Annotated in this window: 26 protein-coding genes and 1 pseudogene; 8 read left to right on the forward strand and 19 right to left on the reverse strand. The window is 68.5% G+C overall.

From position 1 onward, the window contains the following. Positions 1-43 precede the first annotated feature (43 nt). The 5 genes and pseudogenes from BMZ18_RS05025 to BMZ18_RS05045 form a co-directional block, all read right to left on the reverse strand. Positions 44-679 (reverse strand): Fic/DOC family protein, encoded by a 636-nt coding sequence (locus BMZ18_RS05025; RefSeq protein ID WP_074921814.1) that lies wholly within the window; start codon positions 677-679, stop codon positions 44-46. An 18-nt stretch (positions 680-697) separates the two neighbouring features. Beyond that, positions 698-883 (reverse strand): antitoxin VbhA family protein, encoded by a 186-nt coding sequence (locus tag BMZ18_RS05030; protein ID WP_068361921.1) that lies wholly within the window; start codon positions 881-883, stop codon positions 698-700. 208 nt (positions 884-1,091) lie between these two features. Further along, on the reverse strand, positions 1,092-2,636 hold the full coding sequence (locus tag BMZ18_RS05035; protein WP_068361918.1) for an acyl-CoA carboxylase subunit beta: 1,545 nt from the start codon (positions 2,634-2,636) through the stop codon (positions 1,092-1,094). After that, a complete protein-coding gene (gene pks13, locus BMZ18_RS05040; RefSeq protein ID WP_068362022.1) occupies positions 2,633-7,780 on the reverse strand; it encodes a polyketide synthase Pks13 in 5,148 nt (1,715 codons plus the stop codon). Before pks13 ends, BMZ18_RS05035 begins: the two co-directional genes overlap by 4 nt. 143 nt (positions 7,781-7,923) lie before the next feature. After that, positions 7,924-8,754 (reverse strand): annotated as a pseudogene (locus tag BMZ18_RS05045) (fatty-acid--CoA ligase); the annotation flags it as partial. Between BMZ18_RS05045 and BMZ18_RS05050 the strand changes: the two are divergent. Both BMZ18_RS05050 and BMZ18_RS05055 read left to right on the forward strand, forming a co-directional pair. Then, positions 8,720-9,178, forward strand: coding sequence for a universal stress protein (locus BMZ18_RS05050; RefSeq protein WP_244516430.1), 459 nt, complete (start codon positions 8,720-8,722; stop codon positions 9,176-9,178). The pseudogene BMZ18_RS05045 and the gene BMZ18_RS05050 sit on opposite strands and share 35 nt — an antisense overlap. A 124-nt stretch (positions 9,179-9,302) precedes the next feature. Beyond that, positions 9,303-9,800, forward strand: a complete 498-nt coding sequence (locus tag BMZ18_RS05055; protein WP_074921816.1) for a hypothetical protein — start codon at positions 9,303-9,305, stop codon at positions 9,798-9,800. 82 nt (positions 9,801-9,882) lie between these two features. On the opposite strand, the gene BMZ18_RS05060 is transcribed toward BMZ18_RS05055, so the two are convergent. Both BMZ18_RS05060 and BMZ18_RS20010 read right to left on the reverse strand, forming a co-directional pair. Then, positions 9,883-10,503, reverse strand: coding sequence for an RES family NAD+ phosphorylase (locus BMZ18_RS05060; RefSeq protein WP_244516414.1), 621 nt, complete (start codon positions 10,501-10,503; stop codon positions 9,883-9,885). Further along, positions 10,500-11,024: a hypothetical protein gene (locus BMZ18_RS20010; RefSeq protein ID WP_342028274.1), complete on the reverse strand. Its 525-nt coding sequence runs from the start codon at positions 11,022-11,024 to the stop codon at positions 10,500-10,502. Before BMZ18_RS20010 ends, BMZ18_RS05060 begins: the two co-directional genes overlap by 4 nt. Positions 11,025-11,193: 169 nt before the next feature. On the opposite strand from BMZ18_RS20010, the gene BMZ18_RS05070 reads away from it, so the two are divergent. Beyond that, the gene (locus BMZ18_RS05070; protein ID WP_074921820.1) at positions 11,194-12,060 is read left to right on the forward strand and encodes a hypothetical protein; all 867 of its coding nucleotides are present in this window, start codon (positions 11,194-11,196) and stop codon (positions 12,058-12,060) included. A gap of 229 nt (positions 12,061-12,289) precedes the next feature. On the opposite strand, the gene BMZ18_RS05075 is transcribed toward BMZ18_RS05070, so the two are convergent. From BMZ18_RS05075 to BMZ18_RS05095, 4 genes are all read right to left on the reverse strand, one after another. Next, positions 12,290-12,607 (reverse strand): histone-like nucleoid-structuring protein Lsr2, encoded by a 318-nt coding sequence (locus BMZ18_RS05075; protein ID WP_074921822.1) that lies wholly within the window; start codon positions 12,605-12,607, stop codon positions 12,290-12,292. A gap of 611 nt (positions 12,608-13,218) precedes the next feature. Next, positions 13,219-13,992: a GAF and ANTAR domain-containing protein gene (locus BMZ18_RS05080; protein WP_074921824.1), complete on the reverse strand. Its 774-nt coding sequence runs from the start codon at positions 13,990-13,992 to the stop codon at positions 13,219-13,221. A 343-nt stretch (positions 13,993-14,335) separates the two neighbouring features. After that, positions 14,336-16,087 carry a relaxase/mobilization nuclease domain-containing protein gene (locus BMZ18_RS05090; protein WP_212634868.1) on the reverse strand — a complete coding sequence of 584 codons (1,752 nt, stop codon included), beginning with the start codon at positions 16,085-16,087 and terminating at the stop codon, positions 14,336-14,338. Further along, positions 16,084-16,464, reverse strand: a complete 381-nt coding sequence (locus BMZ18_RS05095) for a plasmid mobilization protein (protein ID WP_244516415.1) — start codon at positions 16,462-16,464, stop codon at positions 16,084-16,086. Before BMZ18_RS05095 ends, BMZ18_RS05090 begins: the two co-directional genes overlap by 4 nt. A gap of 499 nt (positions 16,465-16,963) precedes the next feature. Between BMZ18_RS05095 and BMZ18_RS05100 the strand changes: the two genes are divergently transcribed. The 4 genes from BMZ18_RS05100 (at position 16,964) to BMZ18_RS20295 (ending at position 20,768) form a co-directional block, all read left to right on the forward strand. Next, positions 16,964-18,655, forward strand: a complete 1,692-nt coding sequence (locus BMZ18_RS05100) for a restriction endonuclease (protein WP_170851452.1) — start codon at positions 16,964-16,966, stop codon at positions 18,653-18,655. Positions 18,656-18,846: 191 nt separating this feature from the next. Further along, entirely contained in the window at positions 18,847-19,290 is a 444-nt protein-coding gene (locus tag BMZ18_RS05105) for a hypothetical protein (RefSeq protein WP_074921830.1), read from the forward strand. Continuing rightward, positions 19,287-20,366, forward strand: a complete 1,080-nt coding sequence (locus BMZ18_RS05110) for a hypothetical protein (RefSeq protein WP_074921832.1) — start codon at positions 19,287-19,289, stop codon at positions 20,364-20,366. The genes BMZ18_RS05105 and BMZ18_RS05110 overlap by 4 nt, the downstream gene beginning before the upstream one ends. A gap of 9 nt (positions 20,367-20,375) precedes the next feature. Next, positions 20,376-20,768, forward strand: coding sequence for a DUF732 domain-containing protein (locus BMZ18_RS20295; RefSeq protein ID WP_083400160.1), 393 nt, complete (start codon positions 20,376-20,378; stop codon positions 20,766-20,768). 89 nt (positions 20,769-20,857) lie between these two features. Here the strand turns inward: BMZ18_RS20295 and BMZ18_RS05120 are convergent, their stop codons facing one another. From BMZ18_RS05120 to BMZ18_RS05145, 6 genes are all read right to left on the reverse strand, one after another. Then, on the reverse strand, positions 20,858-21,079 hold the full coding sequence (locus BMZ18_RS05120; RefSeq protein WP_074921836.1) for a hypothetical protein: 222 nt from the start codon (positions 21,077-21,079) through the stop codon (positions 20,858-20,860). Beyond that, complete coding sequence (locus BMZ18_RS05125; RefSeq protein WP_074921838.1) at positions 21,076-21,528, reverse strand: hypothetical protein; 453 nt, start codon at positions 21,526-21,528, stop codon at positions 21,076-21,078. Before BMZ18_RS05125 ends, BMZ18_RS05120 begins: the two co-directional genes overlap by 4 nt. Continuing rightward, complete coding sequence (locus BMZ18_RS05130; protein ID WP_074921840.1) at positions 21,525-22,163, reverse strand: DnaB-like helicase N-terminal domain-containing protein; 639 nt, start codon at positions 22,161-22,163, stop codon at positions 21,525-21,527. Before BMZ18_RS05130 ends, BMZ18_RS05125 begins: the two co-directional genes overlap by 4 nt. 134 nt (positions 22,164-22,297) lie before the next feature. After that, entirely contained in the window at positions 22,298-22,510 is a 213-nt protein-coding gene (locus BMZ18_RS05135) for a hypothetical protein (RefSeq protein ID WP_074921842.1), read from the reverse strand. 30 nt (positions 22,511-22,540) lie between these two features. After that, entirely contained in the window at positions 22,541-22,774 is a 234-nt protein-coding gene (gene nrdH, locus BMZ18_RS05140) for a glutaredoxin-like protein NrdH (protein ID WP_074921844.1), read from the reverse strand. Between the two features lie 208 nt (positions 22,775-22,982). After that, complete coding sequence (locus tag BMZ18_RS05145) at positions 22,983-23,213, reverse strand: hypothetical protein (RefSeq protein ID WP_074921846.1); 231 nt, start codon at positions 23,211-23,213, stop codon at positions 22,983-22,985. Between the two features lie 392 nt (positions 23,214-23,605). Between BMZ18_RS05145 and BMZ18_RS19625 the strand changes: the two genes are divergently transcribed. Then, the gene (locus BMZ18_RS19625; RefSeq protein WP_170851453.1) at positions 23,606-23,776 is read left to right on the forward strand and encodes a hypothetical protein; all 171 of its coding nucleotides are present in this window, start codon (positions 23,606-23,608) and stop codon (positions 23,774-23,776) included. 174 nt (positions 23,777-23,950) lie between these two features. On the opposite strand, the gene BMZ18_RS05155 is transcribed toward BMZ18_RS19625, so the two are convergent. Continuing rightward, complete coding sequence (locus tag BMZ18_RS05155; protein WP_074921850.1) at positions 23,951-24,910, reverse strand: DUF4192 family protein; 960 nt, start codon at positions 24,908-24,910, stop codon at positions 23,951-23,953. Between the two features lie 46 nt (positions 24,911-24,956). Next, positions 24,957-25,097 carry a hypothetical protein gene (locus BMZ18_RS19630; RefSeq protein ID WP_170851454.1) on the reverse strand — a complete coding sequence of 47 codons (141 nt, stop codon included), beginning with the start codon at positions 25,095-25,097 and terminating at the stop codon, positions 24,957-24,959. Positions 25,098-25,470: the final 373 nt, after the last annotated feature.

The following is a 25,470-nucleotide window of genomic DNA, read 5'->3' on the forward strand; positions in this document are numbered from 1 at the left end:
GAACCGAGCGGGCACGGAGGATGTCTGAATAGTTTGCAGCAATTCAGTACGCTGGATTGTCGTCCACAATGGTTTCGAAAATTTCAGTCAAACCGTTCAAGTTTCCGACTTCTCGCGCTTCGTGACATGCAGCATGAAGTTCCTCGGAGTCGACACGCTCCCAATCGAGACCTAAACCTCCCTCTGCCAACAGTTGGTCGAAAAACTCGCGCGTGCTGCGCCCGTTACCCTCCCGAAAAGGGTGGGCATAGTTGACGTAGTCATAGAGGTAGGCAATCTTGGCAGTGAGTTCGGACGGCGCAACGTTCCGCAGGTGCCCACTCTGCAGGATTTCATCCCTGACGTGGCGCATAGCTTGATCGATGTTGCCGGGCGGGCAGAACGACACACCGCCCTTTTTCAACCCGACGGTCCGTACCTCACCAGCCCATTCATACACGTCTTGAAATAGCTGCTTGTGGATTGCGCGAATGTGACGCAGGTCGTAGGAGCGCACTGCCATAATGCCGGGGTTTTCCCGAAGTTCGAGTAGCCGGTACTCGCTGAGGTCCACTTCGGCGTCGGTCAACTCCTCCTGGGTGACCGCTCCTACCAGATTTCGCAAAATACTGGAACCGCCGAGGAAGTAGCCTTCCCAATTGTGCTGCGGATCGTCGTTTTCCCAGGGCTTTCTTGTCACGAACAGCGACCAACCGGACTAGGTCAGATTGTAGCGCCGACGCACACGTTCACCGAGACTGCCCAGGTCGATGTCGCCCTTGACGTAAGCGAGCTGGTCGGCGCGCGTGGCATCTGTGCTGCGAGCTCCTTCCAGTGCAGTGGTACGGCGAATCGCGCGCACGCGTCGCACACGACGCGAGACTTCGTTGCTTCGCACAGTCATGATCCCACCGCCTTCGTCGGAATGTTCTCATTCTAGACCCCGGGCTTGCGGGGCGTCGTAAACCGACCCCGCAGCGATGCGCTCGGCCCGTCGCGCATCCCGTGCGCTCGAACAGGCACGGGCCGCGCGTTGCAGCCAGGCGTCGTCTCACGGACACGCGCGGAACGCTGACCCACCCGTGCCGCGGACCACCGCGGAAACGGCAGGATCAGATGGGGAACAAGTGCTGCTTGCGCGGGCGACGCTCGGGCGCCCGGTCACGCAGCAACCGCAGCGCCTTGCGGATCTCGAGGCGCGTCGTCGACGGCTCGATGACGGCATCGATGTAGCCGCGCTCGGCGGCGATCCACGGCGTCGCGACGTGCTCGTTGTAGAAGTCGATGAACTGCTGGCGGATCGCCGGCGCGTTCTCGCCCGCCTCGGCGAGCTGCTTGCGCGCCATGATCGACACGGCCCCCTCGGCGCCCATCACCGCGATCCGCGCCGTCGGCCAGGCGAAGTTGATGTCCGCGCCGAGCTGCTTCGAACCCATCACGGCGTACCCGCCGCCGTAGGACTTGCGGACCACCACCGTCACCTTCGGCACACTGGCGCAGACGTACGAGAAGATGAAGCGCCCACCACGCTTGATGACGCCGATCTTCTCCTGCTCGAGTCCCGGCAGGAAGCCCGGCGTGTCGGTGACCAGCACGAGCGGGATGTCGAAGGCGTTGCAGATGTTGATGAAGTGCGACGCCTTGTCCGAACTGGCCGCGTCCAACGCACCCGAGAGCACCATCGGCTGATTGGCCACGACACCCACCGGTCGACCGTCGACGCGGGCGAAGCCGACGATGACGTTGCCCGCGGTCTGCGCGGTGAGTTCGTGGAACTCCCCGTCGTCGAAGATGCGCAGCAGGATCTCGTGCATGTCGTACCCGGCGTTGTCCGAGTCCGGCATGAACACGTCGAGCGCGCGATCGTCCTCGGTGACCTCCGGTTCGAGGCCGGGGTTGATCACCGGCGGCGCCGAGTTGCAATTGGACGGCATGTACGACAGGTACTTGCGCACCCACTCGAACGCGGCCTTCTCGTCCGCCGCCACGTGGTGGACGTTGCCGTACTCGGCTTGCTTCCGCGCACTGCCGAGATCGTGCAGGCTGACGTCCTCGCCGGTGACCGACTTGATGACGTCGGGACCGGTCACGAACATGTAGGCCTCTTCGGTGGCCACGACGATGTCGGTGTTGATCGGGGCATACACCGCGCCGCCGGCGCACTTGCCCAGGATCACCGAGATCTGCGGGCACATGCCGGACAGCGGTTCCTGGCGACGGCCGAGCTCGGCGTACCAGGCGAGCGAGGTCACGGCGTCCTGCACGCGAGCGCCACCGGAATCGTTGATACCGATGCAGGGGCAACCGATGTCGGCCGCGAACTCCATGATGTGCGCGACCTTGCGGCCGAACATCTCGCCCACCGTGCCGCCGAACACCGTCTGATCGTGCGAGAAGACGGCCACGGGCCGGCCGTCGATCAGCCCGTGCCCGGTGACGACGCCGTCGCCGTAGAGCGCGTTCGGGTCACCGGGGGCGCGCACCAGGGCGCCGATCTCGACGAAGGTGCCCGGATCGAGCAGCATGTCGATGCGCTGGCGTGCGCTCGGAATGCCCTTCTTGGCGCGCTTGGCGATGGCCTTCTCGCCCGCCGGCTCCTTCGCCTGATCGAGTTTCTCTCGGAGCTCGGCGAGCTTGGCGGCGGTGGTCGACGTCACGTGTGCGACTCGCTTTCCTTCGGCGTGGATGCTGCCGAGATCGTCTGCAACTTCTTCGTCAGGTCCGCCGCGATCGCCGAGATGTACGGCTCGTCGATCACGGCCAGGTGGTCACCGCCGATGTGCACGATGTCCAGGTTCGGTGCGTACGGGCCCCACCCGCCGTGCTCCTCGCGCCTACCCAGTCGCGGCTCGAGGGCAATGGCGTCGTCGTGGTACTTGTCCGCCATGTACAGCGTGACGTCGCCGTCGTAGTGCTCCGGCTGCGCCGTCTGGATGGCGCGGTTGTCGAGCCACGACGTCCGCTGGTGCTCGATGATGCCACTCGGAATCTTGGCGCTGGACATCTTCAGCAGATCCATGATGATGGCGATCTGACCGTCGTCGTCGGCCTTCGCCAACCGCTCGTACGGCAGCGGGTAGTCCACGTTGTAGAGCTTCTTGCCCACCTGCGCGTACCGCTTCCAGCGCAGCTCGATCTCCTCCGGGGTGTCGGGAATCGGCTCGTACGGCATCACGGTGTCGATGAGACCGACGTAGCGCACGTCCGCCCCCTCCGCCCGCAGCAGCGTCGCCACGGCGTAGGACAGCACGCCCCCGAGGGACCAGCCCATGAGCACGTACGGGCCGTCGCCCTGGATCTCCCGCAGGATCGGAAGGTACTCGCGAGCCCGCTCCTCGATGGGACCCTCGGTGCGCTCGAGCCCGTACATCGGGGTGTCGGTCGGCAGGCGGCGCAACAGCGGCTCGTACACCACGCACGAGCTGCCCGCCGGGTGGAAAACGAACACCGGCACGGCGGTCGACCCCTCGGGACGCGCCCGCAGGGTCCGCACCAGACCGGTGACGTCGCCGGCTTCGAGGAACGGCCGCACGACGTCGGCGAGCTGCTCGATGGTCTCGGAGTCGAGGATGTCGTCGAACGTCACCTCGCCCTTGGCGCGCTCGCTGAGCCGCTCGGCCAGCTTCTCCGCGGTGGGGTCGTCCAGGACCGGCAGCGGGTTGAAGATGCCCTTCGCGGACTGGCCCGTGACGGTCGCCCAGGTGGCGAACGTCAGTCGCTCGGCCGCGTCGCGCGGGGCGACGTCGGTACCCGTGGCCTCGGCGAAGCTCTTCGCATCCGACGCATCGCTGCTCGGGGCGACCGCCGGTTCCGGCACGGCCGGGGCCGTATCGGTGACCGGTGCCTCGAACGCCGTCGCGACGGACGGTCCGGAGGCCTCCGGTTCCGGGGTGGACTCGGTGGTGTCCGGCGCCGCGGTGGCCGCCGCCGTGGTGTCCGGAGCCGCCGTGGCCGCCGCTTCCCGGGCCTCCTCCGCCTCGCGCTCGCGGCGCTGCTCCTCGGCGAGCGCCTCGACCTCCTCGCGGTTCTCCAGGGCGTAGCGGAGGTACTTCTCCACCTCGCGCAGGCTGGCGTCACGCACCGCCTGCAACTGCACCTGGGGAATGTCGAACTCGAACTCCACGCGGTTCTTGATCCGCACGGCCATGAGCGAGTCGAGGCCCAGTTCGATCAGCGGAATTTCGGCCGGCAGGTCCTCGGGTGCGTAGCCCATGGACTCGGCGACGATGATCGCGAGCCGCTCCTCCATGGTCTGGGTGCCCTCGGGATCCCAGCGGTTGCCGAAGTCCTCGACCACCTCGGGCTCGTACTCGACGCCGTCCCCGACGGTGGCGTCGGCGACACTCGGGGCGGCTGCGGACGCCGGAACGCCGGCGGACACCGCTGCGGCACCGGACGTCACGACGGCCTCGGCCCAGGGGCGGAAGGTCCCGCCGTCGTTCCACTGCAGCTGCAGGGCAGCACCGCCCGGATGCGGGGTCAGCACCGTGGTGATCGACCCCGTGGTCGGCACACTGTCGACGACGTCGGCACCGCCGACACCGCCGACGACCGCACCGACGGCGACGTCGGACAGCACCTCGGACGCCAGCCGTCGGACCAGGTCGTCCGCGGAGGCGACGCGCGCGACGGGGGTCTCCCACACGGTGCGCCCGTCCGGAAGAGCGACGCGGGCGGGCGACCCGCCGAGGGAGACGTCGGCGTGCAGCCAGTGCTCCTTGCGCAGGAACGCGGTGCGCGGGATGGGCGCGTACTCGCCGGGGCCGATCACCGCGGCCAGGTCGACCGGGTGTCCGTGCACGTACAGCTCGGCCAGCGCGGCCCGGAACGTCGCCGGCTCGCTCTCTTTGCGCTTGAGCGTGGCGATCAGCGTGGCGTCGGGAACGCCCGCGGCCCACGCGGTGGCCGCGACGGACATGAGCGCCACCGGGTTCGGTGCCAGCTCGACGAACGTGGTGTAGCCGGAGTCGACGGCCGTCTTCACCGCCTGGGTGAACCAGACCGCGTGGCGCATGCCCTTGGTCCAGTAGTCCACCCCGTGGATCGGGTCGTGGCCGGCGCGGTAGAACGCCTCCTTGTCGACCGACGAGAACACGGCGGTGTCCAGCGGGTGCGGCTCGATACCCATCAGTTCGGCGGCCAACTCACCGAGGAGCGGATCGACGGCCGACGTGTGGCCGGCTCCGCGCACGTCGAGCACACGACCCATCTTGCCGAGCGACTCCGCGTGCTCCACCAGCTTCTGCACCGGCTCGGCCGGACCGCCGACGGTGGTGTGCGTGGGGGCGGCGTAGACGCTGGGCTCGACGCCGGGGAAGCGCTCCGCCAGCTCCGCCACCTCGGCGGCGGAGAACTCCACCAGGGCCATGGCGCCGGCCTCGGCGTCGCCGAGACCTTGCTGCCCCTCGCCCAACAGGCGGGAGCGGGCGACGATGATGCGGACGGCGTCCTCGAGACCGAGACCACCCGCCGCGTACGCCGCGGCGACCTCGCCCATCGAATGGCCCACGACCGCAGCGGGAGTCGCGCCGTAGGCACGCAGGGTCTCCACCAGTGCCACCTGGATGGCGAAGATGGCGACCTGGGAGTTCTCGAACTCGTACGTCTGCGCGTCGTCGGCGACGATCGCGCGAATCGAGTAGCCGGACTCGTCCTCGATCAGCTCGTCGACGCGGTCCAGCGCGGCGGCGAACAGTGGCTCGGCCGCGTAGAGCTCCTTCGCCATCTTGCGGTGCTGGGCTCCGAACCCGGAGAACACCCACACCGCACCGTTGGCGGCGGGGCTGTCGGACGACAGGACGCCCGTGCCCGGCTTGCCGGCCGCGACCGCGCGCAGACCGGTGATCGCCTCGGCCCGCGTGGTGGCCAGGACCACCGCGCGTGACCGACCGTGATTGCGCTTGGCGAGGGCGCGCGCGACGGACTCCAGATCCGTCGTGCTGCCCGCTTCGGTCTCGAGCCAGTCGGCGAGCTCCGCAGCGGTGCGACGACGCCGCGACGGCATCGACGCGGACACCGCCAGCAGCACCGGCAGCGCGGGCTCGGCAGCGGCGTCGGACGGCGCGTTCCCGGTGGGGTCGGCACCGCCGGTCACCTCTGCGAGCACCTCGCGCACCTCGGCGTCGGTCTCCTCCGGCGCGCCCACGGGCTCGCCGACCAATGCCTCGGGGTCGACGGCGGTCGCATCGAACGCGACGACACCGTCGGTGGCGGCGTCGGCCTCGGCGGCGCCGGGGACGTACTCCGCGACAACGACGTGGGCGTTGGTGCCGCCGAAGCCGAATCCGGAGACGCCGGCGACGGCCGATCCGGAGTACCGGGGCCAGGCCGTGGGGGTGTCGATCACCTGGAGGTGCGCGGCGTCGAACGGGATGTACGGGTTGGGCCCGGCGTAGTTGAGCGACGCCGGCAGCCGGTCCTCGCGCATCGCGAGGACCACCTTGATCAGACCCGCTGCGCCCGCCGCACTCTCGAGGTGGCCGAAGTTGGTCTTGGCCGATCCGAGCAGGGCCGGGGCCTCGGCGGACCGTCCGCGGCCGACGACACGGCCGAGCGCGTCGGCCTCGATCGGATCGCCCAGGATGGTGCCGGTGCCGTGTGCCTCGATGTAATCGACGGTCGACGGCAGGATGCCGGCGTCCCGGTAGGCCGCCCGCAGGACGTCGGCCTGGGCGTCGGGGTTCGGGGCGGCGAGACCGTTGGACCGGCCGTCCTGGTTGACCGCGCTGCCCTTGATGACGGCGAGGATGTCGTCGCCGTCGCGCTCGGCGTCCTCGAGACGCTTCAGCACCAACAGGCCGCCGCCCTCGGATCGAATCATGCCGTCGGCGTCCGAGGAGAAGGCCTTGATGCGTCCGTCCGGCGCCAGCACGCCCGTCTGCCCGAAGCCGAGGGTTGCCGCCGGCGCGAGGATCATGTTCACGCCGCCGGCCAGGGCGACGGTGGATTCGCCGCTGCGCAGGCTCCGCACGGCCTGGTGCACGGCCACGAGCGAGGACGAGCAGGCGGTGTCCAGCGCGACCGAGGGACCGCGGAAGTCGAAGTAGTACGAGATGCGGTTGGCGACGATCGACGTCGACGTCCCCGTCAGGGCATAGGGATGCGGGTCCGTGTCGCTGATCGCGATCATCTGGTAGTCGTTGGTCGACGTGCCGACGAACACGCCCACCGGCGCGCCCTTCAGACCGCTGGCCGGGATCCGCGCGTGCTCTAGCGCTTCCCACGCCAGCTCCAGCGCGAGCCGCTGCTGCGGATCGACGTTCGCGGCCTCGCGCGGCGACATCGCGAAGAACTCCGCGTCGAAACCCTTGACGTCGTCGAGGTAGCCACCCTTGGTGACGGTGGTCCGCACGGCCTCGGCGATGCGGGCGTCGCCGAGGAACTCCGACCAGCGACCCTCGGGGAGGTCGCCGATGCCGTCGCGGCCCTCGATGAGCAGCTCCCACGTCGACTCGGGGGTGTGCCCGGCACCGGGCAGTCGGGTCGAGAGACCGACGACCGCGACGTCGTGACCCGTGCCCGCTCCGAGGTAGAAGGCGTCGTCCGCGGCGCCCTCCGGGACGTCGGGTTCGCCCTCGATGATGCGCGTGGCCAGCGACGCGATGGTGGGGTGCTGGTAGGCGACCGTCGCGGTCAGCGTGACGCCGACCAGTTCCTCGATCTCACCGCTCAGCGCGACGGCGTCACGGGACGAGAGGCCGAACTCCTCCATCGGACGATCGTCGGAGATCTGCGAGACCGGTTGCCCGGTGACCTCGGCGACCCAGTTGCGCAGCCAGTCACGCAACTGGGCCACGGTCATGTCCGACGACCCGTCGGCTCCCACCGTGCTCGCCGTCTCGTCGGTCCCCACGGAATCACCGGTGATCTCGGCGTCCCCGGTGCGGGTGTCCACGGTCGTCTCTTCTTCAGCCATCGAATCGCCAAACTACCCGCGGGGGGTGATCATGCTTCGGGAGCGGTCTCGTCTACGACCTCGGGAGCGTCGGGGAACGCGGTCTGCTGGTATCCACCGCGCAGCGTCCCCTCGATGTACGCCGCCTTGCAGGCGCGACGGGCGATCTTGCCGCTGGAGGTGCGCGGAATCGACCCCGCGGGCACCAGCAGCACGTCGCGTGCGGTGACGCCGTGGCGAGCGGAGATCGCGGCCCGCACGGTGTCGGCGATCGGCTGCGGGTCGGCCTTGCCGGCACCCGGCGCACGCTCGGCGACGATGACGAGCTGCTCGGACGCGTCGCCCGGATCGCGGCTCAGACCGCCCGCGCCGAACTCGAAGACGACGTCGGGGAGCTGGTTCGCCGGGACGGCGAACGCCGCGACGAAGCCCGGACGCAGGGCCGAGCTCGACTCCTGGGCCGAGTACTCGAGGTCCTGCGGGTAGTGATTGCGACCGTCGACGATCACCAGGTCCTTCACGCGACCGGTGATGTAGAGCTCGCCGTCCACGTAGACGCCGTAGTCGCCGGTCCGCATCCAGTTCGCGTCCTCGGCGACGCCGTCGGCGTGGCTGCCCTCGGAGAGCCGGGAGACGAGCTTGTTGTGGAACGTCTCCGACGTCTCCTTGCTCCGGCCCCAGTACCCGCGTCCGATGTTCTCCCCGTGCAGCCAGATCTCACCGACGTGACCGTCGGCCACCTCGGCGGCGGCGTCGGCGTCGACGATCGCGGCCTACTGGCTCCGCGCGACGTAGCCGCAGGACACCTGCGGAATGGCGTTGGGGGCCGACTCGTCCACGCGGACGATGCGGCCGGCGTTGAGTTCCGTGCGGTCGACGTGTCAACGACGAACCACGGAGTCCCCTGTGAACATTGCTGTCCTCCATGCACCCACCCCCGAAGGCGACGCCGCACTCACGGCAGCGTCCCAACGCGCCCGCGAGACCTCCGCACCTCTGACAGTGCTGATCGTTCACCACGAGTCACCCGCCACCGAGGTAGCCGCCGCGGCAGTGCGAGAGTCCGTCGCAGACAGTGTGCGAGCGACCGTCGGTGACACCGAAACCCGCTATCGCGAGCTCGGTCCCAGCAACGGCGCGGACGCCATCGCCACCCTCATCGACCACATCGACGACGCGAACTACGACCTGATCGTCCTGGGCACCAAACGCCGATCGACCGTCGGAAAGCTGCTCCTGGGTCGCGACATTCAACGCATCGTCCTCGAAGTCACCGCACCCATCCTGCTGGTCAAACCCCGCTGACTACATGCGGGGCGGCACCCCGAGCTGATGCGGGAGTTCCCACCATCGCGAGAATGCCATTACGCGTGATAGATCCCGTTCCGGGAGACATCGGAGTGATGGAACGGGAGAAGGGACCGCCGCGATGACGGCACTGTTCATGCTGGACGACATGGAACCGTGGCCGGACGACCCGGCGCCGGGCGTGCTCTGCACTCCCACCACCTACTGGGCGAGCCCGCCGGAATTTGGACTGCCATCGGAGGTGACGTCCGAGATCGACGCCTCGATCGTCGCGGTCGACACCGACCAGGGTGTCGAGCGCATCGCTCACCTCGGGAGCGGATTCACCACTCTGGTCGGCACGGGCAACGCACCCACCGGGGTCACAGTTCTGACGGGGTGCCTGGTGTGGGACCGCTACCTGTGGATGGACTACCGCACACCACCGACCGGACGGATCCGTGTCCTCGACCTCGCGGGTTACGTGGTGCAGCAGGTCAGACGGCTCGCCACAGCGCACCCCGGGTGGACCGTCCCAGAGCCGCAGGGGCCACTTGAGTTCCGACGGATCTACACCGGCACCGACGTTGTTGTGCGGTGGAGGGTATGGCGCGCAGAACTGATCAAGAACCGCGCCTGAGCCGACGCCTAAACAACCAGATCGACACTAATAGCCAATGGGTCGTCGGGTACGGGCGATCTGCTACAGGTACCGAAGCAAGTTAGGGCGTCGGCGGCAACACGACCCGCACCGATCGCGGCGCACTCGCCACGGCGATACCGTGCCGCCGGGCCGCTGTCGTCAACGGCTCCGGATCCAGGTCGACAGGCCAAGGCGACTCGCCGGCGCCGGAGAAGAGCGCGACGGCGTTCGGCGTCGGTCCGGTAGTGAACCGGGTTTGATATTGCAGACCGTCGAAAGTGGCATCGAAGGTTGAAGCCCACTCCTGCGGCACTGCGTACGGAGTCATGGACACCAACTCCCTGGTGATGCCGTAGTTCGCGGCCTCCGCCGACGACGTGTCGGCCAGGTGGTGACCGTGCGGCACTGCCAGCGCGGAGAGTTGCCGTTCCGCGGCGAACTCTGCACTGATCACTCCGCTCGCGGCGAGGGGAGCGCCGACGGTCTCCCGAATAGCGGTGACCTCGTCGTAGGCGAGGTAGCACGTTCCGCGCGGCGGGGTGAGGTCAAAACGGCCACCGCCCGAGGACGAGAACCACCATGGCCCGTTCGAGACTCTGTGCCCACGGTGCAGTACCTGCGCCGCGGTGAGCTCACAGGACGGGAATCCGTCCAGCGGCCGCGACGGCGGAGCCAAAGCGACCTGATCGCGGCCGGTCACGCCGCCCACCGACGTGCGTCGGCGCGCGCGAGCTCGAGCACCGGCTCGATGGGGCGCCCCTCGGCGACCCAACTCGCTGCACTGCAGTCGTCGAGATCGGCGAGCGGACTGCGCAGCCAGCTTGCGCAGGTCCAGGCGTCCGCTTCGGCGCGCAGCGTCGACCACAGGGCGAGGAGGTCGGGGTAGACCGTTCCCGAGTCGGTGAACTGCCAGGTGGGGTACACCCAGCCGCCGCCGTCGAGTTGGCATGCGATCACGGCCCCGGTCGAGACGGCCTTGGCGACGGCCTGCCGGCTCACCCCCCACCACCGGGTGAGGCCCGAGGTGTCGTAGAACGGGCCGACGAGCTGGTCGTAGATATGACTCGTCGGCAGCGCCGAGGTCATCGAGCGCACGATCGACTCGACGTCCGCGAACACGTCGGCAGGAACACCCGATGCGCGAGCATCGGCGAACGTCCGGTGGACCGAGTGGGTGAGCAGGTCGAGCAGCTTGCGCTCCTGTTCGGCGAGTGTGCTCACGAGCAGCCCTCCAATGCGGTCAACCAAGTCAACCTCATTGTTGTCGGTAGGGTCAACCTTGTCAACGCTCGATAGATCACTGAGGCGGCGTTCGATGATGCATCGTCCATCAAGGTCGCCACGCCAGGGGACACGATGCCCGCAGGGAAACGAATGGAACACTTAGTCTGTGATTGCCGAGGACTTCTTCAAGCCTGTCGCATCGTCCAGTTCGTCTCCCTCGTTCGGGGACCCGTGGGGAGAGTCCGCCCGGCAGAAGTTCGACACGGCGATGATGACCCAGTTGCGACGTGGCTCCGTGGCGGGGAAGTCCGACGTGGAGGTCGCGATCGCTCTGTCGGACCTGCTCCAGGACGAGCTCACTGCGTACGGAACCGGCGGCGGTGAGCAGTTGGACGACAAGGAGATGTCGGCGGCTCTGACCGCGATGAAGGCTGTGTGCGGCCGCCTGAGCGTTACTTTCGAACCGCCGTTCCGCAACTTCACGACGTTCCGGACGTACTGGAACAGAAATGACGGGTACGGGTCCTGGCAGGCGAGACGGGACATGGTCGCGGAGCTTTTCGACCCGGTACACACAAAGCTGATCGCGTTGGAGGACCGCAGCTTCGACGCGCTCGCCGAGCCTGCGTCACCGCGGGCCGCGACGGGATGGCCGGCGGTGGACGAGGAAGTCAGAGAGCTACGCCGGCGATTCCAGATGGCCTCGACACCGCAGGACTACCGCGCCCTGGGAACGAACTGCGTCGGGGTGCTGGAGGCATTGTCCCGAACTGTCTACGACGCGGAGGTACATCTGCGCGAGGGCGAGACCGAGCCGCCGGTCGACAAGACGAACATGCGGATCGAGCGCTACATCGAGGACACGCTGCCGGGGAAAGACAACGAGGACATCCGCGGCCTGACCAAGAAGTCGGCCGTAGTGGCTCACCGGGTGAAGCACTCGGCGACGGCGACCCGACGTGACGCGGGGATCGCCGCCGACGCGGTGATCCTGTTGGCCAACATCATCCGTCGGCTCGACCAGGACGAATAGCGGAACCTCCGGAACGAATCGGTTACGTGATGGCACCGCCTCCGTGGTGGTACTAGGTCTCGAAGCTGGTTCGCGCAGACACGCCTTTTGAACCTCGTCGGGCCATCACCGGCCGACAATCAGCAACGAAGATTATTGTCGATAATTTGTCTTATGTCGTTCAAGAGTGTGAACGCCCAGTTCAGGCGTCTGCGCGGACGTTCGCCTGCCACTGCACCCGCACCGGTCGTCACCTGTTGTCGAACGCGTCGACCACGTCGTTGGGCAGTCGTCCCCGCGACGCGAGGTCCCACCCGTTCTCTCGGGCCCAGGCTCGGATCTCCGCGCTCCGGAGACGACTTTCGGCGGTGCGAGAGGCGGCAGGCGTCTCCGTCGTCACCTCGCGCCCCCGGTCCATCCAGTCGGCGAGAAGTCCCTCGATCCGGGCGGCGTTGACCTCGGTCAGGTCGAGTTCGAACCACCGCGCACCGAACCCGAACACCACGGTGCGTTCGGCCGCCTCACCGGTGAAATCGTCGAGCGTCTCCACGCTGAACTTCTTCGCCACTCCCGCCCCTCGTCGCGCGTCCGCGGCCTCACCGCGGCCGCGCGTCCGGTTTCGATTCTACGGAGTCGGCGTCGACGACGCCGAGCCGGCGAGCTTCTCACGACCAGCCGGTGGCTGCTCTGAGACCTCGACCCTGTCCGTCCGATGGTGCGGCCCCACTCCCCACCGGGAGAGCGCCTACCGCCGCCCCGCCGGCCCGTAGCCGGTTATGCCGATGCGGCCCGCTCCACCATGCAGAATTTCCACCAGCCGTCCTCTTTGACGAGACCAAGGGTGACGGTCGACGGCGCGGACGGTGGGACCCCGTCGTCGATAGACAGCGCCACCGGCACGGTCGCGGAGTCCCCCGAGATGTCCGCGACCCCGACCTCCCGCACAACGGTCGCCAGCTGCGGCTGGGCTGCTCGGCGGCGTTGCGCCGCGGCGCAACGCCTCGTTCAAATCTTCCAGGTCACCGGCGTTGACCGCATCGAAGTAGCGTCGTACGACGTCGTCGATCTCGGCTTGGATGTCGGCCACCGATCCGCCGCTCGGCACGCCGGAGGGCTCAGCGGTGCACCCGATCCGAGGTCTCCTCGCCCGCCGCGAGTCGATGTCCCCATGTCGGTGCGTCAGCGGTGCAGTGGGTCGGCCGGTGCGTCGGCGAGGAGGCCGGGGATCGGTGCGGCGGTGCTGACGGCGTGCACGAATTCCGCCGCGACGGTGCGTAGTTTGCGGTTGGTGCGTTGCGATTCGGTCGACAGTGCGGCGAAAGCTGCGTCGGCGTCGATGCTGTGCAGGGCCATCAGGATGCCCTTGGCCTGTTCGATGGGTGCGCGGTGGTCTATCGCTTCCCGTAGACCGGCGATCGTCGCTTCCAGGGTTCGGAGGCGGCGGTGACGACTCAGCGCGTCGCCTACGGCGTCCGCCAGAAGCTCGAGCGCCTGCTCGTCGGTCGCGGTGAGCAGATCGGTGTCTCGGAAGAACAGTGTCAACGACCCGACGGCGGCGTCGTCGACCCGGACGGGTGCGCAGAGCATCGAGCGCACACCGACTGCGCGGGCGGCGGCGCCGAAGCGCGGCCACCGTGGGTCGACCTCGTGGCAGTCCGCCTCGACGCCGTGCCCAGTCTTCGCGGCGTGCAGACACGGCCCGTGCCCCACCGTGAACTGTTCGGTGGTGATCGGTTCGACCGCAGGGTCGGACGCGGCCGCGGTGAAGGTGGCGCCGTCGACGGCGATGGTGATGCCACAGTGGGCCGCGCCCGCGATGCTAATGCGGATGTCGCGGGCGGATCGGTCGAGAAGCTCGGCGAGGTGATCGTCGCCGTCGCCGAGACGGGCGATGTCGCGGACCACGGCGGCGATACGCAGGTCCGCCACGGCGTACCCGTCGCGCGTAGTCATTCGGTCATTCCATCACGGCTGCTGACACTGCTGACACTGCTGACACTGCTGACACTGCTGACACTGCTGACACATATTCGAGGCGGCGCCGAGTACGCGGAGACCTACGAGCTCGACATCGCGGCCATGACGGCAGTGAGTCCCGTGCCGACCGACGGGCCGCGGCGGTCCGGAAGCGGAAACGAACTTGCGGACATCGACCACGCTCTGCGCGCGCATGCGGGCCACGTCGGCGAATTGCGTCGGTAGTCGCGTTCCAGATCGAAGATCACTGCCCCGCAACACCGCGATCGGGCAGAGACCGACAGGTTCCGGGTCGATCGACGATTCGGCGACGACGGCTCTACCTCTCGTGGTCCTCGCCGACCCCCCGTGCACCTCTGTCGGTCCTGTCCGCCACGTCACCCGATGACGCGGTCGGTGCGTGTGCGGGACCGTCCCGATGGGAAGCGCCGCTGGTGTTGCCCAGGCCGGTCAACCGGGCTGCTTCCCACGCTTCCGCCGACACACCGTCGGGGCGACCGCCGTCGCGAGCGGTCACCGCTCGCGGCGCCGCGTCCGGTGCGAGCGCGACCGCACCGCGGTCAGCAGCGGACGTGCGCACGAGCTGGGTGTGCAGCGTTGTGAGTTCGCGTTCGCGTACTCGAACGAGTGCGTGCGCCTGTCGTGCGTTCCCGGCGGCGCGTTCGGCGTCGGCGACCGCTTCCATGGTGCGCATCATCTGGCGGAGCAACAGAGCGTTCGCTGTGGCGCCGCCGCGTGCCGTGAGCGCGGTCTGCATCACGATCAGCGCGGCCCCGCCTGCGTGCCGACGATCCGGGTCCGGGGTGATGCGTTGGTGCGCCGGGATTTGCGCGGACCGGGACAACGCTGTCGCCGCTTTCGCCAGTGGCCCCGGCGTCGGCTCGGTGCGCGCCGACCACGCGGCGAACACTCCCGCGGTGCGTCCTGCGGCGCGTGCCCATTGCGCGGTGTCCGAGGCCGGAATCGAGGACAGGTAGGTGTTCCACTTGTCGATGTCCTCGGCCGCCCGCTCTATCAGGCCGGCGTCGAGCTGCGTGCGTTCGCGACCGGTCGTGATGGTCACCGCCGCGCCGCGCCGGGCCGCCGACCATTCCGCCGCTGCGTCCTGTTGCGCGGTCCCGGTGGTCTCCCACTCGTCGCGCAGACGCGGCAACGTCAGGTCCTTCGCCAACCGGCCGCCGCCGAACCACACCGGCTTGCCTCCGGCCGCACGTTCAGCTGCTGTCGGCGTCGTAGCAACGGAGTAGCCGACCACCTTTCCGGCGGTTCCCGTGTCGTAGCGAGGCCGAACGAGCACCTTCTCCGCCCGCAGGCGCCGCACGAACTCGCCTTCGGTTTTCGACGCCGTGGCGCACGCCCGCACGGTGCGCTCGAGACGCACGCGGGCGGTCTCCGCCGCGCCGGAACGTGCAGCGACGCCGGCCTCCGCTGGTTTGACGCCGCGTGTTCCGCGGTCGTTCTCGCGCGAGGTCAGCACAACGAGTCCGTGAGCGTGTTCGAGCGTTCCGCACGCAGCCTGGGCCCGCTTGAAGTCGTTGAACGTGTCGACCTTCGTTCCGTCCTCACGGACGGCGGAAGCAGCGATGTGAATGTGGTCCCCACCCGCGGTGGTCTTACCGTGCCGGATCGCGACCCACCGCGCCGCCGCCCGAGGGGAGTACGGGTCGTCGAAACCCATCTCCCGCATGAAGTCGGCCGCGATAGCGCCCCACGTGGCGTCCGACAACTCCCCCTCGTCGGGGTTCAGCGAGAGCGAACAGTGCCAGACGTTGCGGTCGCTGGTGGCGTCGGCTAGCGCCACCGAGCGCGGGGTGCCGTCGTCGATCGCAGCGTTCATCTTCCGACGGTTGGTGTAGGAAACCTCGGTGCCGAACACGACCCTTGCCGTGTCGATCTCGTGCGCCAGCTCGATCGCATCGGAATGCGACAACTCCCCCGCCGGTGCAGCGAACAGCACCGCCTCGTGACCGGCGACAACGTGCGGGTTCTCGTGCTCGTTCGACCGTCCGGGACCGGCGAGGTACGACACCAGCCCCGTCATCTTCGCACCGCGCGTGATGTTCGGAATCACGTTCCGGTCAGCTCCCGCGGCAACGTGCGCACCCGGTCGAACACCCGGCGAACAGCGGCCAGCGTTGCGGCCGTCTCGGGCACCAACTCCCCCGTCGAGTTCGCCACCTTCGCGATCTGATTGAGGTTGTTTCCGAGCGCGCCGATCAGTCGCGTCGTCTCGAACAACTCCGTCAGGTCCTCACGCGAGACAGACGCCCGCGGAGCCTTCAGCGCCGAGTCCGCCAGCAACCGCGCCACCGTCACACCCTGCACCCGGGCAGCGGCCTGCACGGCAAGTTCCTGCTCGTCGGTCAGCTTCACCACGTGCCGATGCACTCGGCCGCCGACGACGTTCGACTGGCGGCTACGCAGCCACCCAGCCTTGCTCTCGCTCACCGCCCACTCCCCCGTCCCGACCGTCCTGACATGCCCAGCGCAGCGACCCCGACCGGGGACCCACACGACCCAGTGTGGCAGGGGCCCGCCCGAACCGCTACGGTTAGGGCACCCAAGTAATAGCTTGCTCCGCCCGGGGCACGAACGCGGTCCGCGGAGCCTGCGGAGCGGGGCGCGTTCCAAGCGGCTCAGGACGAGCGCCGCGAGTGCCGTTTCGGCCACGTGATCTACGCGGCCGGCGGTTGTCCCCGGTGGTGGGTCCGACCTGACTGTGAGTGCCTGAGATGAAGCGCAGTGACCGGGAAATCCTGAACCTTCGGACATGAGGCCGGCCCGCGCGGGCTTCACCAAGCCGTGGCGTACGCGCGCCTCTGATCAGGTGAACGAAAGCCCGGTGGTCCGGTCGAGTGCGTGTCGAAGGAGGGCGCCAAGTCCGTTACGGCCTACAGTCGACGTTCGGCGCAGGGAGAGCAGAACAGTGCAAGTTGACTGGCCCGCGATGGGACGAGACCAGTTCGAGACCATCGTCGAGTTGCTGATCCGGCGACAGTGGGACGACTACGCGAACGTGACCGTGCCGAACGGGAGTGGCGGGGACGACGGCATCGACATCAACGTCGAAAAGCCCAACCAGCACCGGCGGATCTACCAACTCAAGTACTTCCGTGACGGCTTCTCCGGTGACAAAAAGACGACCCGTCAGAAACAGATCCGCAAGTCGTACATCAGCGCGACGAAGCATCAGCCCGACGAGTGGCTGTTGGTGGTACCCACCAAGCTGACGCCCGGCGAGCGCGAGTTCGTTCTCGGACTGGGCGACCCCGACGGGCCTCGCATTGAGATCGTCGATCAAGTCGAACTAGACACCCTGATGATTAACTTCCCCGACGTCTATCGCTACCTCGACCGCGACGCCCTGCGCGCCAGCGCGATCCTGTACGGGCAGGAGGTCGCCGCGCTCCTGGGCGGGGTCACGGACGTCGTAAACCGCGTGAAGGCCTTGGGCGAACTCGCGGACACGATGGACCTGCACTGGGGCCTCGATTTCCGTCGAGTAGGCGACCACGTCACATACTCCGCGCGACCCAAAACTGCCGACGCGCACCTCAAAAGTCCGATCACATTCACCGTCGACGGGCGCCTGGGACCGGACGATGCTGCGCTCCGTTCGGCGATGCGCAGCACGTTCGGTTTCGGTGCCTCCGACCCCGTACTTCTCCCCGCTGGCGCAGTACAGAGGCTGACAATCAATGGCCCCTCCTTCATTGCGGGTGTGCACCACAACATCGAAATGCAGTTCAACCCGATCAGCAGCAATCCGAACATCGGCGCCGCCGCGCAGTTGACGTTCGAGTCCCCCACCGGGTCGATGCTGGGCCAGTTCGAGGGCGAGGTCACGCACATTGGCCACGGCGCCGAAGGTGGGTCACTCGAGTTGGCTTTCAACGACCGTCACCTCGAGCTGCGGATCATGTTCCCGTTGGCCGAAGAGTCGTCCGACCCCGTCGACGTGAGGGTGGGTTACAGCCTGCAGAAGATCCGCCCGCACGATGCCGTCGAGGTGCTGTCTGTCAATGAGATGCTGCGCTCGCCGGATCTTGTGCTGAAGGTGGCCCTGGAGGACCAACACCTGCTCACGGTGCAGCAGCAGGACCCGGGCATGACACCACCTCTCGACCCGGACGTGCCGATCATCAAGGCGATCGCGGAGGACCTTCTTGTCGTACAGTCCCACTGCAAACAATCCTTCCAGCTACCGCTGACCGTCACTCAGAACGAACGAATTGATCTGCGTGTAGCACGATTGCTGGTCGAGGGACACGCGGTGGAATCCCCGGCTATTGCAAACGTCACGGGGGTACTGAGCGGTTCCGACTCTCCCGAACTGCGAACCATGCTGTCCGACATCTCGTGCCCGCGATTTCCGTTGGAGTACGAATTCACCATCGGCAGGAAGACGATGAACATCGGGGCAGTGTTCGTGTCCGATCCCGAGACGAGCGTCTTGAACCCCGCTGTTGCAATCGAGCATCTGGATCGCGGTACCGCGGAGGGGGTCCAGATCACGTTCGTGCCTGGCTCTACTGCCTATTTCCGCGCCGTGCTCGTCGAGCGCGCACAGGACCGGCACTTCGTGGACCCGCCGACCCGATGGAACTTGGAAGGGATCACCCAGCCAATCAAGTCCTGAGTAACCGAGGGCTTGCGCCGAGTTGTATACGAGCAGCCAAGTTCGTACAGTCGCAGGCGGATCGAGACGCCGTGCGGGTCGCCTCGGTCGTTCCCAGCACTCCATGGGTGAGTCGAGCAGCGGTGCGCGCGTCAGCGTGCGACCGGGTGCGGTGACTCACCGGGACCGACCGTCTCGAAAGGCCAGATTCCATGTCCGCACCCACTGTCACCCCTGTCGACCCGACCGCTGTTCGCGCCGCCGCACAAGCTGCGCTCGAGAACCGCCTGGTGCACATCGACACCATCGTCGCCGCGCAGAACACCCGCGCCGAGACCACCGAGAACGTCCGCGCCGCGCAGCAAGCGGACGCCGACGCCGCCGCCGCGGAAGAGGCCGCGTTCCGCGCGGCCGTCGCCGGCGGATGGAGCGTCGCCGAACTGCGACGCGCGGGCCTGGCCGTGCCCGATGCTGTCGCGCGGCCGGGAGCGAAGCGAACCGGCCGCAGCGCACCCACCGGCCGCCGCGGTCGACGCGCCGCTGCGGCGACCGTCGACACCGACTCCCCCGCCGTCGACACCGCGTCCAACGACAGGACCGGCTCGGCCGGCGACACTGGGTCACGCACCGACGGCGGTGCGGAGGTCCACCAGTGACGCCGCAGACGGTGGTCGAGGCGGTGATCGCCGACCGGCGGAGCGACGGCAGCGGCCCGCGCAGTGTGCACGCGCACGGGGTGTTCGTCGACGAAGCCGCGGCGACCTGCTTCGTGCGCCACCAGCTCGCCGCGCTCCCCGCTCGCGGGGTCACCGACGTGCACGTGAGCCTGACCGCGCTCGGCGGAGACGACACCGCGCGGCCGCTGCGCGACGTCTCCGGTGAGGTGGCCACCGTCGCGACCGAGTTCGACACTCCCCCGGCCGTCGAACGGGACCTCGCCGCAACACTGACCCGCGCCGCCCGCAGTCGCCGCGTCGACGTCGCCGCCGTCCTCGAACGGGCGGCGGCGACCGCGGCGGCGAACGTCGGCGGCGCCGACCTGCTGCTCGCGGCCTCGCCGGAATCGGTGGCAGCGCATCACGTGTCCGCGTTGGCCGGCCTGGGCACCGATCCGGAACTGCCGCTGCTGCGGCGCACCGAACCGGTGGTGCTCTATTTCGAAACCCGCGACCAACAGCTCGACGACTACGGCATCCGCGAGCTGTGCACGCGCGACACCGTCGCCATTCGGGCGGAGCTGCGCCGCGCCGACCGTGACGGCAACCCGCGGGCGGAGTTGGAGGCGGAGCTGGCGGCAGTGCAGACGCTGTACGAGGCGGACGTCGAGGCGTACGTGGCGACGTGGATCGCAGCGGCGACGTCGCGGGCCCGCGACCTCGGACTGCCCGACGACGTGCCGGTGCTCCTGTCGACCGACGAAACCGAGAGCTACGACGACGGGGATCTCGAACCGCTCTACGACTACGCCTTCGCCACCGTCGCGTTGCCGGGGTGCGGGTACACCCCGACCACCTACCCGCACCGCGACACCAGCGGGATGCCCGACGTCGAGGCGTTCGTCGACGCCGAACGCACCGCACACCGTTCGTACCGGGACCGTGTCGCCCGGACCTACCGGCGGCCGGCGGGTTCCTATGCAACGTTGCACACAGGAAGGACCGCCGCGGTCTGTAGGTCTAGTTCGCCACCGGACGATCACTCGATTGATCTACAGAGTGAACCAAGTACCTAAGCTCTGCTGATGCAACGAACTCTTGCTCTGTCGCTGCTCACCGTGGCAGCCACAACCGCTCTTTCGGCCTGTGGTTCCAGTGTTGAGGGCGAAGCTTCGTCAGTCGCGACCTCTACGACGACCCCCTCAACTGTGAGCGAGTCCCGCCCGCCCACACCGTCTGCCGAACCCGAAAAGGTCGATACGGGGAACCTCGTCGAACGATTGTCCGCGGCATTCGGTGGAGTGCCAATAACCGATGCAGAGGCAGAACAGGTCGCAGACGGAGTGTGTTCGCAGTTCAGCGAGCTCGGTTCGTCTCGAGAGGAAGTTGTCGCCAACGTAGCTCGAACCGAGGGCCTTTCGTCCGACTTCGCGGGGGAGATTGTTGACATCGCGGTCGATACGACTTGTCCGCAATGACGGGCGGACGCATGCGACCGGTTCCGCAGCGGGGATCGTGCAGCCACGGCCGCTAGGCGCGGTCGCCGGCGGCGACGGCGCGAGGGAGGTCATCGCCGGCGCACCCGGTTGACCCCGATCACGACCAGGACCACGGGGCACAGGATGAGCACCACGGCCGGGACGCTGGTGGCGCGGACAGCGAGCGGCAGAACGACGGCGAACAGCAGCACGGCGGCGGCGATGGCGGCGAGGCCGGGGCCGCCGAGGTAGGTGCGGACGCGGCGGTCGGCGGCGGCGATCCGCTGACCGATCGGTCGGTGGTCGGTCATCGTGTCCTCCGGTTCCGGGCGGGGCGGGTGAGGTGGTCGGGTGCGGGCACCCAGGTGCCGGTGTGACCGTCGTAGACGCGGCCGTCGGCGGTGACGTGGCGGGTGTCGTGGTCGGGTCGGTTGGCGGTGCGGGTGGCGGGGTCGTCGACGTCGAGGGGTGTGCCGCGTGTGCTGTAGGCGCGGCCGGCCCACACCATCCCAGCCAGCTCGGGCACGGTCCCATCTGATCGGCGGCCGACGGCGGTGATCTCGTCGCGGCGGGCGCGGCAGGCGTCGATGATCGGGCACAGGGTGCGGCATTCGCGGACGGCGATGCGGATCTCGTGGATCGGGGCGCGGTCGGTGTCCCACAGTCGGGGGTCGATCCGGCACGGCGCCTCCACCATGCGCCCGTCCTCGTCGTGGGCGAACCACCCGGCGGGGAGCGCTGCCGCGGCGTCGCCGGTCACGACCGCTCCCCCTCACCCTCCGCGACCGTGCCGGACCGGAAGGTGTTGAGGCGGTTCCACGCGGCGCGCTGCTGGCGGCCGAGCTGCACCATGTAGTCGAACAACTCGTCCTCCGGTCCCTGTTCGGCGGCCTGGGTGATCCGCTGGCCGGCGATGTGGAACGACCGCCGGTAGGACTGGGAGAGCACGATGTCGGCGTAGTGCACGGCGGCGACGGCGGGGGCGTCGGCGGTGACGACGTCGGCGAGCACCCGCCGCAGCGGGGCGTCCTTCTGCCCTCCCCCGGCGCGGTGGATCACCGCAGCGACGGAGGCGGGGTCGTGCGGCCGGTTCTCGGTGATGAGGGCGGCAATGATGGTGAACAGTTCCGCGTGCGCGGGGCTGGCGAAGTCGCCGGGAGTGAGGGCGGCGGCAACGCGGGTCGTGTCGGCGGACTCGGCGGACCACATGAGGGCGCAGAGGGTGAGCGATTCCGGGTCGGTACGCGGGTCCAGCTCGTCGAGCTCTTGGGCGGTGGGGTCACCGGCCGGTGCGGCGACGGGCGCAGTGTCGGGTGCGAGGTCGAGGACCGCAGCGTCGTGGCCGGCTGCATCATCGTCGGGGCCTTCAGTGGGGACGGCTCGGAGTGCATTCACGGCTCTCACCTACTCTCGGGTCGGATCGGGCGGGGGTCTCTGGTTGGGGGTCGGAAATCGGTGAACCGGTCCGCCCCTCGTTGCCAGCGGAGGAAGCTCTCGCCACGGGGCATCTGGCCCCGGCGACCGCAGTGCTAGCGGCCCCGACTGCTCTTGTCGGCCTCAAGTGCGGCGTAGAACATGGTGATCTCGTCCCCGTCGCTCTCCATCACATCGGGGTAGCGCTCGGCGAACTCCTCGAGCGTGTCGGGCAACGGGTCTTCCCTGCGGAACGGGCTGAACAGCCAGCCCCAGATTGCAACGCAGACGAGCAGCGCGAACGCGACAGCGAAGTAGTTGAGGGGCATTGCCGGGTCCTTTCGGTGGTGGGGTTGTGGTCAGGCGGCGGCGAGTGCGGCGATGCGGGTGTCGCGGAAGCCGGACCAGTGAATGCCGTCGTCGACCACGACGACGGGGGCGGCGAGGTAGCCGAGGGCCATCACGTAGTCGCGGGCGTCGGTGTCGAGGGTGATGTCGACGGCGGTGTAGTCGATGCCGGCCTTGTCCAGCGCGCGGAAGGTGGCCTTGCACTGGACGCAATTCGGCTTGGTGTAGACGGTCACTGCGGACATTTCTCGGGCCCTTTCGGTATTCGCTGGGATTGCGTCCATTCTATTTCAGCGGCGGATATTCGGCCAGTCGTGCGTGAGTTTATTCGGTAACGATTTCGGCGCTGCGCGGTGTTCATTCTCGTAATCACATTTCGCTTCGTGGCGACATTTCGCATTCGGAGGGGGCGGTCCGACGCTGTGTGCGTGGCCGCCCCCGTCGGGCGGGTGGTCAGTCCTCGTCCCATCGTTCGCCGGCGTAGGTGGGGTCGAAGTCGGCCGGCTGGTGCTGGGGGTAGCGTCGCCGGATTTCTTCCTCGCGGTCGAGGCGGTCGTTCCAGTGCCGGTCACACCGGGAGAACGGCATTCCGCTGCCGCTGAGCGACATTCGTGGCTCGACGGTGCCGTGGCAGGGTGTGGTCCCGCGCTCGATGCAGTCGGTGTGGGCGGTGGTGTCGGGCACGGCTTCTCCTGTGGTCGGCGGTGGTGGGTGACCCCCTTGTCGGTGGCCTTCCCCTCGTTCTTTCGCCGTCATCCGGCGTGGCGCCCGAGTCGGCGGTGCGAGTGGCCGTGCGCCATTGTTCGAGACGACAAAGTTTTCGGTCGCCGGAGCGCAGCGCAGGTATGGGTGCCCGAAAAGTTTTCGGACCCCGTAGGGGCCGGTAGGTCGGATAGTGGCGTGTGCGGCCGGGAGTGCCGCAGAATCGGAATGCGCCGGATGTGCCGAGAGAACAGTGTTTCTTCTTTTCTGCACGGAGCGCAGCGGAGTTCCGCTTGTGGGGTTTGCCTTGTCGCCGGCCCGCCAGGGGCCGGCGATACGACGGAAAGTCGGTGGTGCGGTTCTACGATCGGGGTATGGAGCGTTCGTCGGTGGAGTCGAGGTTGTCGGAGCTGGTGCACGCGGCGGTGCCGCCGTCGGATTTGGCGGTCGCGGCGATCGTGGCGGGTGTTCCGGTGGAGGCGACCCGGCCGGCGGGGCTGCGGAACGCCGATCTGGGGTGGACGGACCGCAACGTCCAGGAGTAGGCGCGGGCACCGCTGGTAGTGGGGTTTCGGTCCCCCGCCACCTCGGGTGGTGAGCCCGGCTGCGGTGGGTGAGTCCAGTGGTGGCGCCGGGTGGGGCTCGATGCCCCGCCCGGCGCGTCCCGCCCCGGTACGCCCGGGGGCGACCCCCTCGGTGGGGCCGCCCCGGGCGCGGGGTCAGTCGCGGTCGGGCGCCCCGGGCAGGTGCGCCCCGGTGTGTTCGCGGACGGTGGCGGGGTCGAGGTCGAGCAGCGCCATTTCGGCGGGGGTAACGGCGTTCTCGAGCGAAGCCTGCAACAGGGTGAGCAGTTTCGGGTGCGGGGTGCCGGTGGTGAGGGCTTCGGTGGTGGCGGCGTCGTAGGCGATGTTGGCGGCGGCTCCGTCTCCGGCGCGGTGGTTGAGCCAGCCGACGATGCACAGGGCGTGCACGCGCGAGGCGGCGGCGGTGCGCCGGGCGACGGTGGTCATGACGGCGTGGGCGGAGGCGCTGCCGTAGGCGGGGAGCCGGAACATCGCATCGCGGACGGCCGGGGTGGTGATGACGGCGGCGGTGCGGGCGATCAGGTCCACGCTGGGCAGCTCGTCGGCGTAGACGACGGCGGCGAGTTCTTCGAGCACTCCGGCGGGGTCGGCGTGCTCGGCGGGGGTGATGGTGTCGGTGCGGGTGTAGCGGTCGGCGATGGCGTCGCGGTTGCGTTCGATCCGCTGACCGGCCTCGACGGCGGCGGCGACGGCGACGAGTGAGGCGGTGGGGTCGACGGCGATGGCCTCGAGGGTGTCGAGGTTCTGCGCGGTGGCCGGTTCGGCGAGCGTGGGGATCCAGTAGTTGCCCTGCACGCGGGCCACGTCGTAGAGGCGGTGGGCGAGGATCAGGTGCTCGGTGGTCGCGGCGCGCTTGTCGGCGTGGTCGCTGACGCTGACGATGTGCACCGCGGTGGCGCGGTGGCGGGTGAGGGCGTCGACGATGCGGTCGGTCTGGGTGTCGACGGCGGTGCGGTCGATGCGAACCGTGAACGTCGCGGCGGTCCCGGTGAGGGCGATGACCACGATGGAGTCGGTGGGGACGAACCGGACCAGGGCGGGGACGGCGGCGATGAGGTCTGCGGCGGTGCTGATGGTGATGCGGCGTTGCGTCATGGTTCGGGCCTTTCGAGTGGGTGGGTGTTCGTCGGTGGGTGGTGTGTCAGGACCGGAGGGCGCGGCGGGCGGCGCGGCGGTCGTAGCGGGCGCTGGCCTTCTTGACCGTGCGCCGGATCTTCGGTGAGCCCTGCTTGTGAACGAGGTGGTCGATTTCGTCGGCGGTGGTGGTGTGCTGTGCGCGCATCACGGGTGCTCCCCTTCCGAAACTGGTGTCGGTGCGGAGTCGGTGGCCCTTCCCCGCGTTCTTTCGCCGTCATCTGGCGTGGCGTAGAGGAGGCGGTGCGAGTGACCGGCGCCAGCATTCGAGCCGGGAAGTTTTCGGGGGCCGGAGCGCAGCGGAGGACCGTGGGCCGAAAAGTTTTCGGACCCCGTAGGGGCCGGAGCGCAGCGGAGGTCGGGTGTTGGCGGTCGAGGGAGGGAGTGCCGCAGCATCGGAGTAGCCAGATGTGCCGAAAGAACGATGCTCTTCGACAGGGCGGAGCGCAGCGGAGCTCCGATCAGGGGACGCCCGCAGGGTGTCCGGCGCCCGGCCGGCCAGCGATACCCGACCGTCGGTC

Origin of the sequence: Rhodococcoides kroppenstedtii (assembly GCF_900111805.1) — a bacterium.
GTDB lineage: Bacteria > Actinomycetota > Actinomycetes > Mycobacteriales > Mycobacteriaceae > Rhodococcoides > Rhodococcoides kroppenstedtii.